This window comes from Jiella avicenniae (assembly GCF_021390325.1).
GTDB classification, from domain to species: Bacteria; Pseudomonadota; Alphaproteobacteria; order Rhizobiales; family Rhizobiaceae; genus Jiella; species Jiella avicenniae.
Map to the genome: position 1 here is coordinate 218156 of NZ_JAJUWU010000004.1, position 12989 is coordinate 231144.

Sequence of the window (12989 nt, forward strand, 5' to 3'; positions counted from 1 at the left end):
GATGAGGCGATAGGGAGAACGGAAGCTGGTCAGAGCCTTCGTCCTGTTCGGTGGACTGCTCGTTCTGGTGCTCCTCGCAGCGCTGGTCGCGCCTTACTTCGTCGACTGGACGGCCTATCGCGCCGATTTCGAACGCGAGGCCTCGTCGATTCTCGGCCGCAAGGTCATCGTCAAAGGCTCCGCCTCGGCGCGGCTCCTGCCGTTTCCTTCGGTGACGTTCAACGACGTCGAGGTCGAGGACGAGAACGGCTCCTCGCTGATGACGGTCGATCGGTTTCGCATGGATGCCGAGCTCGCGCCCTATCTCTCCGGCGAGATCTACATCTATTCCATGACCCTCGACCGGCCGCGGGTGCGGCTGCCGCTGCGCCCGGACGACACGATCACCTGGGTCGCGAACGATCCGAAGATCCCGACCGGCGCGCGGGTCGTCCTGCAGAACGTCGCCGTCAACGACGGCATGGTGGTGATCGAGGACGAGGCCCGGGGGCGGACGAAGACCCTCCTCGACATCGATGCGACGCTCTCCGCCGGATCGCTCGCCGGGCCGGTGGACGGCAGCGGCTCGTTCAGCGTCGACGGCGATCTGGTGACGTTCGACCTGTCGACCGGCATTCCGGGCGACGACGGTGCGATGCCGGTGCGGCTCACCGCCGGCAACCGGAACCTCGACGCCCAGATCGTCCTCGACGGCAATGCCACCGCCTCCGGTGCGGTGCCGCAGTTCGCCGGCAGCGTCAGCCTGATCCGCCCGGCGCCGGCGCCGCTCGAAGCGGCGGATGCGGAAAGCCCGTTCGAGAGCCTCGGCGCCGACGGCGAAGATGACGAGCCGGCGGGCGAAAAGCCCGCCGTCGCCCCGCTTCGGGCGAGCGGTGCGATCACCCTGACCCCGGAACGCGCGGCGGTGTCCGAACTCCGGGTCGAGGCGGGCGGCGGGCCGCAGCCCTATGTCCTCACCGGCAGCGGCAGCCTCGATTACGGCGACGAGACGCGTTTCGACGTCGCCCTGGAGGGCGAGCAGGTGAATGTCGACGCCCTCGGCGGCAACGCCGCGAGGAACGGCGGGACGCCGGATTGGGCCTTGCGCGGCGCCGAAACGCCGGACGAAGCGCCGCAGCACAGCATGGCGCGGCGCGTCGAGGCGATGCGCTCGGTCCTTGCCGAGGTGCCGCGGCCGACGATCGACGGCACGGTCGAGATTTCGCTGCCGGTGGTGACCGCCGGCGACACGACGATCCGCGACGTCGCCGTCGTGGCACGGCCGCAGCCGACCGGCTGGAAGCTCGACAGCTTCGTTGCCGAGGTCCCCGGCCGGACGCGCATCGAGGCCTCCGGCGAACTCGGCATCGACGGCGCGCTGACCTTCGACGGCGATCTCCTCGTCGCCTCCCAGCAGCCGTCCGGCTTTTCGGACTGGCTGTCCGGCAACGTCGATCCGGCGGTCCGGGCGCTGCCCCGGGCGGGATTTTCCGCCAAGACGACGCTGACGGCGGACCGTCAGGTCTTCGACGCGCTGGAGGTCGACGTCGGCGGCAACCCGATCAAGGGTCGGATCGCCCGCGAGGAGGCGGACGGCGCGACCACGATGAGCGCCGATCTGACCGGCGGGACCGTCGATCTCGATGCCGTCCTCGCGCTCTCCCGCCTCTTCACCGGCCGCGAGCGCTCGCTCGCCGAGGCCGATCGTTTCGACCTGGCGCTGCAGGCCGGACCGATCACCTATGCCGGCGCCAGCGCCGATGCCGTCGACGCCGATCTCAGCTTCGACGGCGATTCCCTTTCGGTCGACCGGCTGCGCATTGAGGGCCTCGCCGGCGCGCGGCTGACGTCTTCGGGCAGCCTCACCGATCTTTCGGGTGGCGACGCCAAGGGCAAACTGGACGTCGAGCTGGAGTCCCGGGAGCCGCAGCGCTTCTTCGCCTTCCTGCAACGCATCTTCCCGGGCATTCCGCTGATCGACGTCCTGGCGCCGCGCGCCGCAAGGCTCGCGCCGCTGAAACTGTCCGGCGAAGTCGAGGCGACCGAAGGCGAGACCGGCAAGAAGCCGACCCTCCTCGTCCGGCTCGACGGCACGGCGGACGGCACCAACATCGACCTCGAATCGGCGGTCGAGAACGGCATCTACGCCGCCGTCGAAAGCGGCCGCTTCGGCCTCGATCTGCGGCTCGAGAACGACCGGCCGGCGGTTCTGCTCGGCCAGCTGGGGATCGCGGCGGCAGAGGCCGAGCCGCCGTCGCCGCTGGAGGTCGAACTGTCGGTTTCCGCCGCCGAGACCGGGCCGGCCGTCGCCAGCGCGACGATGCGCGCGCCGGGCAACGAAATCAGCCTCGACGGCAGCGTCGACGTGACGCCGGAGGGCGTCACGGGGGCGGATCTCTCCTTCTACGTCGACAGCGAGGACGTCGCGCCGTGGATGAGGACGCTGGCGATCGATCTCGGCCAGTCCTTCGACGCGGTGCCTGTCCAGATGAACGCCGGCGTGATCTTTGGTCAGGGGGCATGGCAGATCGCCGGAATCAACGGCAAGATCGCCGGCGTCGACGTCTCGGGCGATCTGGTCGAGCCGGCCGGCAAGCCGCTCGGCGGCAAGCTCGTCCTGTCCGATCTGTCGCTCCCCTGGCTCGCCAATCTCGTCTATGGCCGCCCGCCGCTGGGACCATCGGGGGAGGTGTCCTGGTCGCGGGATGCGTTCACGCCGGGGCTGCTGCCGAAGCTCGACGCGGCCGTCGACCTCTCGGCCGGCCGGATGGAACTCGGCGGCGGGCTGACGCTGTCGAACGTCACGACCAGCCTCGAACTGACGCCGACCTCCGCGTCTCTGAAGAACGTCCGTGCCGAGTTCGGCGGCGCCGAGACCGCCGGCAGCCTCGTCATGCGCAATGCCGACGGGCTCGCCGGCTTCTCCCTGGCGGCCTATGCCGACGGCCTCGATCTCTCGGCGCTGGCTCCGGCCGTTTCCGGCGGCGAGGGGCCGGCCCGGCTCGACGGCGAGATCCGGCTGGATTCGAGCGGCCAGTCCTATCGGGCTCTCGTCGCGGCGATGTCCGGCGCCGGCGGGTTGACGCTGACCAACGCCCGGCTGCCAGGTGTGCCCGCCGCGATCGTGCAGCCGCTTCTGGCCGCCGCGAACGCGCCCGACTTCAAGCCGCAGGCGGAGGCGGCGCAGACCTTCCGATCGCTCAGCCAGGAGAGGGCCTTCGACATCCCGCAGGCGAGCGCCGATTTCGCGGTGACGGGGGGGACGCTCAAACTCTCCCCGGTCGAACTGGCCGGGGAGGATTCCCGTCTGACCATCGATGCCAGCCTCGATCTCGCCAGCCTCGGCCTCGGCGGCGAGATGAGGCTGACGCTCGATCCGGGGCTCGAGCGCGTCGAGGGAGCCGAACCGGTCGTGACCTATGGGCTGGCGGGCCGGATCTCCGCGCCTGAGATCGATCTCGATGCCACGGCGCTGACGAACTATCTCGCGGTGCGGGCGCTGGAGCGCGAACAGGCGCGGGTCGAGGCGATGCAGGAGGGCCTCGAGGAGAAGCTGCGGCTGCGCCGCGAGGCGCGGTTCTACCGCTGGCGCGAGACCGTCGCCGAAAATCGCGCCGCAGAGGCCGAGGCGCGCCGGAAGGCGGCCGAGGAGGAAAAGGCCAGAGCCTTGCGGGAAGAGCAGGCCCGGCGGGAGGCGGAAGAGCAGGCGGCGCGCGAGGCTGCGGCCAGGAAGGCCGCTCAGTCGCAGCCTCCGCCTGCGGCCGCACCACGCCGGGAGGCGCCGCAAAAGCCCACTCCGCCGGCGCGCGGCGGCAACGCCAATCGCGACGTTCCGCCGGCACTGACCTTCGATCGGCCTCTGCCGAATGCGAGCAACGCCGACAAGCCGGACTTCCAGTCGCTGCCGGGCGTCACCAATCCTCTGGATTTTTGAACGCGCCCTCGGGTTCCGCGCCCGTCGCGGCGCGCGCGAGGGCGTCTTCCAGAACGTAGAGCCGGATGGCCGAGGAGAGATTGGCGGCCGGATCGCGCTCGGCGTCGATCCTCGCGATCAGCCTTGCCAGCGGCAGATCCTCCCGGGCCGCGATCTCGCGCAGACACTGCCAGAAACGCTCCTCGACGCTGATCGACGTCGGATGGCCGCTGATCGAGACGGATCGCTTGATCACCGTCACCTTCGTCAGGCGCCGGGTTTTTCGGGCCGATCGATCCTCGCACCGTCGAGCACCGCCTCCTTGCGGCGGTGCTCGGCCGCTTCGCGCGTCCGTTCGAGCTTGCCGCGCCCGAACCGCTTGCGGTTCTCGGCGGCAAGACGCTCCTTCTCGTCGCGCGCGCGTTGCTTGCGGGCTTGTCGCAGATTGACCAGATCGCCCATGGCGACCGTCTCAGGTCTTCTTGCGGAAGGCGTCGAGCGAAACGACCTCGGCGTCCTTGCGGTCCGCCTCGTCCACCTCTCCGTCACCGCCGGCTTTTTCCGCCTTGGCCGCGTCCTTGCCCTTGCGGGCTGAAGGACCCGGGATCTGCGTCGTGGAGAGCGGCGTCGGCGCGGGCGCGGGCTCCTGCGGTTCGCTCTCGGCGTTGGCCGCGACGGCGCCCTGCACGTCGAATTCCAGTTCGAAATTCACCGCCGGGTCATAGAAGCCGCGGATCGCGCTGAACGGCACCAGCAGTCGTTCGGGAATGTCCGAGAAGGACAGCCCGACCTCGAAGGACGCCTCGGTGACCTGCAGGTCCCAGAACTGATGCTGAACCACGATGGTCATCAGCTCGGGATATTTCTCCCGCAGCCGCGAGGAAATCCGCACACCCGGAGCCGAGGTCAGGAAGGTGATGAAGAAATGATGTTCCCCGGGCAGGCCGGTCTTGGCCACCTCGCTGAGAACCTTGCGGATGACGCCGCGAAGAGCCTCCTGCGCAAGAACGTCGTAACGAATAAGATCCTGGCCCATTCCGGCGTTCCGATCCCCTCAGTCCCCTTTCCGAGCGCGGTTTCTTCCGCATGCCGGATCATGAAAAGTGGAGGCTTCTGTTGCCAGGCGCCTCCGAGCCCCGCCTAGAAGTGCGAACCCCCAGGACTTGAATTGAAGCGTTCGCGCTGCTTACGCAGCGAGACGAGCTTCCGCATAGTTGTCGTTGGCAACTATTTTTTCGGCCCGATAACGGCGGAACCATGCCGAGCGAAAATTCGATCTTTACACCCTCGTCGATCCTATTTCGCCCCCGCCACATGCCAGAACCGCCGCTCTGGCATGTGGTGGAGGCGCCGGGTACCGCCCCCGGGTCCGAAAGGCTTATTCCATCGAACGTTTATCGCCATAGCCGGACGAATGCCCGGCGAGCCGAATATAAGGATATTACCCTCGTGTGAAAAGAGGATGATCGGCCGCGGACGCCTCGCCGAGGCGAAAGGAACGGTGGCCGGGCAGAAGTTTTGGGGGAAACCGCTCCCGCCGGAGTCGACTCGCCGCCGAGTTTTCGCCACTTCCTGTGTGACGGGAAGGCCTGTGCCGACCAGGCCGCCTTTCGCCTGCTTCGTCCGGATTGGCTTTCCGGTTCACTTCGTCCCGCCATGGGGAAACGATGCGCCAGTATCTCGACCTTCTCGATCGCGTCCTCACCGAAGGCGTGGAAAAGAGCGACCGCACCGGCACCGGGACGCGCTCGGTCTTCGGCCATCAGATGCGGTTCGACCTTGCCGCCGGTTTTCCGCTGCTGACGACCAAGAAGCTGCACATCCGCTCGATCGTCCACGAGCTCCTGTGGTTCCTGAAGGGCGACACCAACATCGCCTATCTGAAGGAAAACGGCGTCCGCATCTGGGACGAATGGGCCGACGAGAACGGCGAGCTCGGCCCGGTGTACGGGGCGCAGTGGCGCTCCTGGCCGGACTATCACGGCGGCCACGTCGACCAGATCGCCAACCTTCTCGACGCGATCGGCAAGACGCCCGATTCGCGCCGCCTGATCGTCTCGGCCTGGAATCCGGCGCTGGTCGACGAGATGGCCCTGCCGCCGTGCCACTGCCTGTTTCAGTTCTACGTCGCGAAGGGCCGGTTGTCCTGCCAGCTCTACCAGCGTTCGGCCGACGTGTTTCTCGGCGTGCCGTTCAACATCGCCTCCTATGCGCTTCTGACGGCGATGGTCGCGCAGGTGAGCGGGCTCGAGCCGGGGGATTTCGTCCACACGCTGGGCGACGCCCATCTCTACGGCAACCATCTCGATCAGGCCCGGCTGCAGCTCACCCGCGAGCCGCTGCCGCTGCCGCGCCTGACACTCAACCCCGAGATCGACGATCTCTTCGCCTTCCGCTTCGAGGATATCGCGATCGAAGGATACGAGGCCCATCCCCACATCGCGGCGAAGGTCTCGGTGTGAGCGGCGCGGTCCCCCTCGTCGCCGTCGTGGCGATGGCCGAGAACCGCGTGATCGGGCGGGACGGTGCGATGCCCTGGTCGATCCCCAGCGATCTCAAGCGCTACCGCCGGCTGACCATGGGCAAGCCGATGATCATGGGCCGCAAGACCCTGGAGTCGATTGGCCGCGTCCTCGACGGCCGCGACACCATCGTCCTCACGCGCGGGGACCGCGTGCCGTTCGAAGGGGCGCATCTGGCCGCGACCCCGGAAGCGGCGCTCGAAATCGCCGCCGCGTGCGCGGAATCACGCGGCGCGGACGAAATCGTGATCGCCGGCGGCGGGGAAATCTATCGCCTCTTCTTCGAGCGGCTCGAACGGCTCTACGTCACCGAGGTCATGGCCGCGCCCGAGGGTGACGCGGGCTTTCCGGCGATCGATCCGGCGATCTTCGAGCCCGTCCACAGCGAGGGTCCGGCAAAGGGCGAGCGCGACAGCGCGGCGACGCGCTTCACCATCTATCGGCGCATTGCCGCCACGCGCTGAGGTGGGGCGAACGGGGGCGGACGCTCATCGAATCGTAACGTTGCGGCCATCGCCGGGCCCGAAAACGTCACCGACGCGTTGAAAGCCGATTTTTCAGTACTTATAAGGGCTGAGCGCGCGTTACGCGCGGGTTTCGAGGGGATCGAGACCCGATTTTCCCGGACCATTGAAAGGACATCGATGCCCTGGAGCAATCAGACCGGCAACGGGGGCTGGAAAGGCGGCGGAAACGGTGGTCCCTGGGGCCAGCGTCCGCAGGGACCACGGCCCTCGGGCGGCGGGGGAAATTCGCCGGATCTGGAGGACATCCTGCGCCGCGGTCAGGATCGCCTGCGTCGGGCGATGCCCGGTGGCGGCGGCAGCGGCGGCGGCAAGTCCGCCTTCGGCTGGGTGCTTCTGGTGCTCATCGTCGGCGGCGTGCTGTGGCTGTTCAAGAGCGTCTACACCGTCCAGCCGGACGAGGTCGGCGTCGAGATGCTGTTCGGCAAGCCGAAGGCCGAGCTTTCCGAACCGGGGCTGCACTTCCTGTTATGGCCGTTCGAAACCGTCGACACGGTGCCGGTCGTCGAAAGCCAGATCACGCTCGGCTCGAACCAGCGCGGCGACAGTTCCGGTCTCATGCTGTCGGGCGATCAGAACATCGTCGACGTCCAGTTCGCGGTTCTCTATCAGGTCGACGATCCGAAGAACTTCCTGTTCAACGTCGACGATCCGGTCTCGATGGTGCAGCAGGTTTCCGAGAGCGCGATCCGTGAAGTCGTCGGCCGCCGCCCGGTCCAGGACGTCTTCCGCGACGATCGCGCCGGCATCGCCGACGAGGTTCGCCAGATCACCCAGGACACCCTGAACTCCTATCAGGCCGGCATCCGCATCAATGCCATCTCGATCGAGGACGCCGCGCCGCCGTCGCAGGTCGCCGATGCGTTCGACGAGGTGCAGCGCGCCGAGCAGGACGAGGACCGCTTCGTCGAGGAGGCCAATCTCTATCGCAACAAGCAGCTCGGCCAGGCCCGGGGCGAGGCGGCGCAGATCCGCGAGGACGCGGCGGCCTACAAGAGCCGGGTGACCCAGGAGGCGACGGGCGAGGCACAGCGCTTCTCCTCGGTTCTCGAAGAATACCGCAAGGCCCCCGACGTGACCCGCAAGCGTCTCTTCCTGGAGACGATGGAAGGCGTGTTGAAGGATTCCTCCAAGGTCATCCTCGATCAGAACGCGCCCGGCGGCGGGCAGGGGGTCGTTCCCTATCTGCCGCTCAACGAGATCACCCGCAACAGTTCCGCCCGCCAGGGCGGGACCACCGAGAGGGGCACGAACAACTGATGGCCAATCGTTTCTACGCCATTCTGATCGTCCTTGCCGTCGGAGCGCTCTTGTTGTGGAACTCGGTCTTCGTCGTCAACGAACGGGAGCAGGCGATCGTCCTGCGCTTCGGCGAGATCCGCCGGGTCGTCGACGAGCCGGGGCTTTACTTCAAGATGCCCCTGTCCTTCATCGGCGCCGACAACGTGCAGATGCTGCCCGACCGGTTGCTGCGCTTCGATCTCGACGACATCCGCGTCCAGGTCTCGGGCGGCAAGTTCTACGAGGTCGACGCGTTCCTCGTCTACAACATCGCCGACGCCGCGAAATTCCGGCAGACCGTCTCGGGTTCGGTGCCGCAGGCCGAGCAGCGGCTGCGCACCCGTCTCGACGCGGCCCTGCGCCGGGTCTACGGCCTGCGTGGCTTCGAGGCGGCGCTGTCTGACGAGCGCGGCGAGATGATGCGTCAGGTGCGCGACGAAATCCGCCCGGACGCGGCGAGCCTCGGCGTCAACATCGACGACGTCCGCATCCGCCGCACCGACCTCACCCAGGAAGTCTCGCAGCAGACCTACGAGCGGATGAAGGCCGAGCGCCTCGCCGAGGCGGAGCGGCTGCGGGCGCGCGGTCAGGTCGCGGCCCGCGAGATCCGCGCCGCCGCCGATCGCGAAGTCACCGAAACGGTCGCCACCGCCCGCAAGGACTCCGAGATCGTCAAGGGTCAGGGCGACGCCGAGCGCAGCGGCATCTTCGCCGATGCCTATCAGGGTGATCCGGAATTCTTCGACTTCTATCGGTCGATGCAGGCCTATCGCACGGCGCTGGAGAATTCCGGGACGACGATGGTGCTGGCGCCGGACTCCGAGTTCTTCCGCTATTTCAACGGTGGAAGCGCGGGCGCCGAGGGTTCTTCCTCCTCGTCGGCGCCGACGGGCGAGCGCGCGCCGGAGAACGCTTCGCCGGAAAATTCCGTCCCGCCGGCCGACCAGTCGAGCGCGGTCGAACCCGCTGCCGGATCCTCGCCTGCCGGCGTGGTGTCGCCCGACACGGCTGCCGCGACGAGCGGCAATGGCGGCGAAGAGGGCGCGACGGCGCAAGCGGCCGCCGGCACGGACGCTGGCGCACCGACGCCGGCCGAGCCGGCGGGGACCACGGCGGCCTCACCTGCAGAGCCCGCTTCGCCGGAGCCAGAGGATCAGCAACCGGCTGCCGCGGCGCAGGCCGATGCGCCCCAAGGCGCGGCCCCGGCGACCGTCCAGTAGCGGGCGGTCCCGGCGATGATCGACTTTTTCGATGCCCTCGGTCTCCTCCTGGTGATCGAGGGCATCGTCTATTGCCTGTTTCCCGCTTTCGCCAAACGCATGGCGAAGGCGGCGCTCGACGTTTCGGCCGAGAGGCTGCGCTATGGCGGGCTGGTCGTCGCCTGCCTCGGCGTGGCGCTCGTCTGGATCACCCGGCATTGACGAGGGGCTGCCGGTCTTCCGCCGGTGCTGCGCTTCGCGGCCCGGCGACGGCGGGTGCGGCCTCCCGCCTCGATCACCATTTCTCCAACTGTCGCCCGTCCCCTTGATTAAGTCGAAATTCTCCGCTCCGCTCGCATTCGTGCAGCGCGACCCGTTCGGTTCCCCGACGTGACGCCAGACTTTGAGGCCCCGCGATGACTTCGATGCGCGTTCAAGCTCTTCTTCCCGTCCTGTTGGCGGCGCTCCTGGCGAGTGTGGCGCCACCGCACATGGCGGGCGCCCAGACGCCGGGCGGGGCGGAACCGGCACACCCGGCGCCCGGGGCCGAAGCGCCACAGGCGGCGCCCGGGGCCGAGGCGCCCCCCGAACCGCCGGCTACCAATGAAGAGCGCGTCCCGGCGCTGCCCGTGCCGCCGACCGACGGCGGCGCCACCGAACAGGCTCCCGCCAACGGCAACGCGCTTCCCGGCGCGCCGGGCGCGGCTTCGCAGGCGCAGGGCGAGGCTCCGCGGCCGACGCGATACGGGCCGGTCTCGGTGGCCGATCTGGCCGACAGGCTGCTCGATGCCGTCGTCAACGTCTCCACCTCGCAGGGCGTCGACCGGCCGGGGCGCGGCGTGCCGCCGCTGCAGGCACCGGAGGGTTCGCCCCTGCAGGACTTCTTCGACGATCTGCTGCGCGACCGGGAGGGGCCGGGCGAACGGAGCGTCCAGTCGCTCGGCTCGGGCTTCGTGATCGATCCGAGCGGCATCATCATCACCAACAACCACGTCATCGGCGACGCCGACACGATCACGGTGAATTTTCCCAATGGCGACCAGCTCGACGCCGAGCTGCTCGGCAAGGACGCCAAGACCGACATCGCCGTCCTCAAGGTCGACGCCGGCAAGCCGCTGCCCTTCGTCAAGCTGGGCGATTCGGAAGATCTGCGGATCGGCGACTGGGTGATGGCCATCGGCAACCCCTTCGGCCTCGGCGGCTCGGTCTCGATCGGCATCGTCTCGGCCCGGGGCCGCAACATCAATGCCGGCCCCTACGACAACTTCATCCAGACCGACGCGGCGATCAATCGCGGCAATTCGGGCGGGCCGCTCTTCGACATGTTCGGCAACGTCGTCGGCATCAACACGGCGATCATCTCGCCGACGGGCGGCTCGATCGGCATCGGCTTCTCGATTCCGTCCAACCTCGCCGTCAACGTCATCGACCAGCTGCGCGAATATGGCGAGACCCGCCGGGGCTGGCTCGGCATCCGCCTGCAGGCGCTGAACGAGGACATCGCCAAGGGGCTCGGCGTCGAGCGGACGGAGGGCGCCGTCGTCATGGGCATCGTGCCGGGCGGCCCCTCGGACAACGGCAGCCTGAAGGTCGGGGACGTCATCGTCTCCTTCGACGGGCGCAAGGTCGAGGGCTCGAACGACCTGCCGCGCATGGTGGCCGAGACGAAGGTCGGCAAGAAGGTTCAGATCGGTATCCTGCGCAAGGAATCGGTGTCGGCGGCAGCCACGCCCGAGACCGTCGAGGTCACGCTCGGACGGCTCGAGGACGGCGAGAAGATGATCGCCGAGAACGAGACGGAACCGACCCCCGAGGCGGGCGAGCCGACCGAGGAGACCGGAGCCGTCGAGACCCTAGGCCTGACGCTCGGCGACGTCGACGAGAAAACGCGCAAGAGCTTCGACCTCGCCGAGGATGCGTCGGGTGCCGTGGTGACGGCAGTCGCTCCGAACTCGGCGGCAGCCGAAAAGGGCGTCGAGGCCGGCATGCTCATCACCGAGGTCGCGCAGGAGCCGGTGTCGAGTGCCGCCGAGGTGAAGGAGAAGATCGACAGGCTGAAGGACGAGGGCCGGCGCAACGCGCTGCTGCTCTTGACCGGGGCGAACGGCGACGTTCGCTTCGTCGTCGTGCCGATCGACTGACCGCGCGGTACGGCACGGGCGGGAGCGCCGCCGGGCGGCCTCACACGGCGAGGTCGTTGTCGGCCTCTTCCTCGCGACTCTCGTCGGGAATCGCCGTCGCGAGGCCGAACGTCAGGACGCCGAGGCGCCCGACGATCATCAGCACGATCAAGATCAGCTTGCCGATCGCCGTCAGATCGGTCGTCAGGCCCATCGACAGGCCGACCGTGCCGATCGCCGAGACCGCTTCGAAGATGATTTCGTCGAAGGCCACCGTCGGTTCCGTCAGGCCGAGGAGGAAGACCGCCACCGCCAGCGCGCCGCAATAGCAGGCGAGGGAGGTGGTTGCCGCCTGGAGCTGCGCCGGGGGGACATCGCGCTTGAAGAACCGCACCGAGCTTCGCCCTTTCAGCGTCGATCGGACCAGCGCGATCAGCGCGGCGAAGGAGGTGGTCTTCAGGCCGCCGCCGGTGCCGGCCGGCGAGGCGCCGACGAACATCAGGAAGAGAAGCACGACCAGCGTCGCGTTGGAGACGCCGCCGATGTCGATCGTGTTGAAGCCGACGGTCGTCGAAGCGGTCATCGCCTGGAAGAACGCGGCCTGCAGCCGCTCCCAGGGCGGCATGCCGGCGATCGACGGCTCGACGACGAAGATCAGCAGGGTTCCGAGGACGAGGAGGGACGCCGTCATCCGGGCGATCACCTTGCAGGTGAAGCCGAGGTGGGTCGTCTGGCCGGCGATGCGCCTGACGATGTCGGTGACGACGATGAACCCCATCGCTCCGAGGATGCTGAGGACCGAAAGCGTCGCGTTGAGGGGAACGTCGGCGACATAAGGCGCGAAGCTGTCCGCTCTCAGGCTGAAACCGGCGGTGCAGAAGGCCGACACGGAATGGAAGATCGCGCTCCATAAGGGGTCCGGTTCTCCGCCGCCCTTCAGGATCGGATAGAGAACCGCGGCGCCGACCGCCTCGCAGGCGAAGGTGAAGAGGATCACGGAGCGAACGAACAGCGCCGGCGTGATCGAATCCGGCAGCGAATACGCCGTTCTGGCGGTGTTTTCCTGGGTCTTGCTCAGATGATTGCGCAACGACAGGAACAGGAAGGACGAGCCCGTCATGTAGCCGATGCCGCCGAACTGGATCAGCAGGCAGACGACGATCTCGCCGACGAAGCTGTAGCTCGTGCCGGTGTCGATGGTGGTCAGGCCCGTCGTCGAGACCGCCGAAACGGCGGTGAAGAGCGTGTCGAGCGGCGACAAGGGCTTTACCTGGGAAAAGCCGAAGGACAAGGCGATCCAGCCGGCGACGACGTAGGACAGATAGCCGACGAGCAGGAGTTTTGCCGGGCCGGCCCGCTCGCGGGAGACCTCGGCCGGCGATTCCTCTGCCCCGACGGCGATCTTGAGCGACTGAAGCGACTTGTGGAGGTCCATCGGCATGCGTTTCCAG

At 68.1% G+C, this 12989-nt stretch carries 10 protein-coding genes, 1 other RNA gene and 1 pseudogene; 7 read left to right on the plus strand and 5 right to left on the minus strand.

What is annotated here, in order from left to right; all coding sequences use genetic code 11:
• Nucleotides 1-43: 43 nt before the first annotated feature.
• Entirely contained in the window at nt 44-3913 is a 3870-nt protein-coding gene (locus tag LZD57_RS05450; protein WP_255699801.1) for an AsmA family protein, read from the plus strand.
• Here the strand turns inward: LZD57_RS05450 and LZD57_RS05455 are convergent.
• The 4 genes from LZD57_RS05455 to ssrA form a co-directional block, all read right to left on the minus strand.
• The gene (locus LZD57_RS05455) at nt 3891-4148 is read right to left on the minus strand and encodes a ribbon-helix-helix domain-containing protein (RefSeq protein WP_233718291.1); all 258 of its coding nucleotides are present in this window, start codon (nt 4146-4148) and stop codon (nt 3891-3893) included. The two genes, LZD57_RS05450 and LZD57_RS05455, sit on opposite strands and share 23 nt — an antisense overlap.
• 11 nt (nt 4149-4159) lie before the next feature.
• Nucleotides 4160-4354 carry a DUF4169 family protein gene (locus LZD57_RS05460; protein WP_233718293.1) on the minus strand — a complete coding sequence of 65 codons (195 nt, stop codon included), beginning with the start codon at nt 4352-4354 and terminating at the stop codon, nt 4160-4162.
• A 10-nt stretch (nt 4355-4364) separates the two neighbouring features.
• Nucleotides 4365-4928, minus strand: coding sequence for an SspB family protein (locus LZD57_RS05465; protein WP_233718295.1), 564 nt, complete (start codon nt 4926-4928; stop codon nt 4365-4367).
• A 66-nt stretch (nt 4929-4994) separates the two neighbouring features.
• Nucleotides 4995-5354, minus strand: a transfer-messenger RNA (tmRNA) gene (gene ssrA, locus LZD57_RS05470).
• Nucleotides 5355-5559: 205 nt separating this feature from the next.
• Here ssrA and LZD57_RS05475 point away from each other — a divergent pair.
• The 6 genes and pseudogenes from LZD57_RS05475 (at nt 5560) to LZD57_RS05500 (ending at nt 11559) form a co-directional block, all read left to right on the plus strand.
• On the plus strand, nt 5560-6354 hold the full coding sequence (locus LZD57_RS05475) for a thymidylate synthase (RefSeq protein WP_233718297.1): 795 nt from the start codon (nt 5560-5562) through the stop codon (nt 6352-6354).
• A complete protein-coding gene (locus LZD57_RS05480) occupies nt 6351-6878 on the plus strand; it encodes a dihydrofolate reductase (RefSeq protein WP_233718298.1) in 528 nt (175 codons plus the stop codon). The genes LZD57_RS05475 and LZD57_RS05480 overlap by 4 nt, the downstream gene beginning before the upstream one ends.
• 180 nt (nt 6879-7058) lie before the next feature.
• Complete coding sequence (gene hflK / locus LZD57_RS05485) at nt 7059-8198, plus strand: FtsH protease activity modulator HflK (protein ID WP_233718299.1); 1140 nt, start codon at nt 7059-7061, stop codon at nt 8196-8198.
• Nucleotides 8198-9124: pseudogene (gene hflC, locus LZD57_RS05490) on the plus strand (protease modulator HflC); the annotation flags it as partial. The gene hflK and the pseudogene hflC, both read left to right, overlap by 1 nt.
• Nucleotides 9125-9454: 330 nt before the next feature.
• Nucleotides 9455-9640: a DUF2065 domain-containing protein gene (locus tag LZD57_RS05495; RefSeq protein ID WP_233718301.1), complete on the plus strand. Its 186-nt coding sequence runs from the start codon at nt 9455-9457 to the stop codon at nt 9638-9640.
• A gap of 203 nt (nt 9641-9843) precedes the next feature.
• The gene (locus LZD57_RS05500; protein WP_233718303.1) at nt 9844-11559 is read left to right on the plus strand and encodes a Do family serine endopeptidase; all 1716 of its coding nucleotides are present in this window, start codon (nt 9844-9846) and stop codon (nt 11557-11559) included.
• 40 nt (nt 11560-11599) lie between these two features.
• Here the strand turns inward: LZD57_RS05500 and LZD57_RS05505 are convergent, their stop codons facing one another.
• On the minus strand, nt 11600-12979 hold the full coding sequence (locus tag LZD57_RS05505) for a TrkH family potassium uptake protein (RefSeq protein WP_233718305.1): 1380 nt from the start codon (nt 12977-12979) through the stop codon (nt 11600-11602).
• Nucleotides 12980-12989 lie beyond the last annotated feature (10 nt).

Bases quoted from the DNA above. Each gene is read 5' to 3' on its own strand.
- LZD57_RS05460 (WP_233718293.1), bottom strand. From the start codon at position 4,354: ATGGGCGATCTGGTCAATCTGCGACAAGCCCGCAAGCAACGCGCGCGC.
- LZD57_RS05465 (WP_233718295.1), bottom strand. From the start codon at position 4,928: ATGGGCCAGGATCTTATTCGTTACGACGTTCTTGCGCAGGAGGCTCTT.
- LZD57_RS05475 (WP_233718297.1), top strand. From the start codon at position 5,560: ATGCGCCAGTATCTCGACCTTCTCGATCGCGTCCTCACCGAAGGCGTG.
- hflK (WP_233718299.1), top strand. From the start codon at position 7,059: ATGCCCTGGAGCAATCAGACCGGCAACGGGGGCTGGAAAGGCGGCGGA.
- LZD57_RS05495 (WP_233718301.1), top strand. From the start codon at position 9,455: ATGATCGACTTTTTCGATGCCCTCGGTCTCCTCCTGGTGATCGAGGGC.
- LZD57_RS05500 (WP_233718303.1), top strand. From the start codon at position 9,844: ATGCGCGTTCAAGCTCTTCTTCCCGTCCTGTTGGCGGCGCTCCTGGCG.
- LZD57_RS05505 (WP_233718305.1), bottom strand. From the start codon at position 12,979: ATGCCGATGGACCTCCACAAGTCGCTTCAGTCGCTCAAGATCGCCGTC.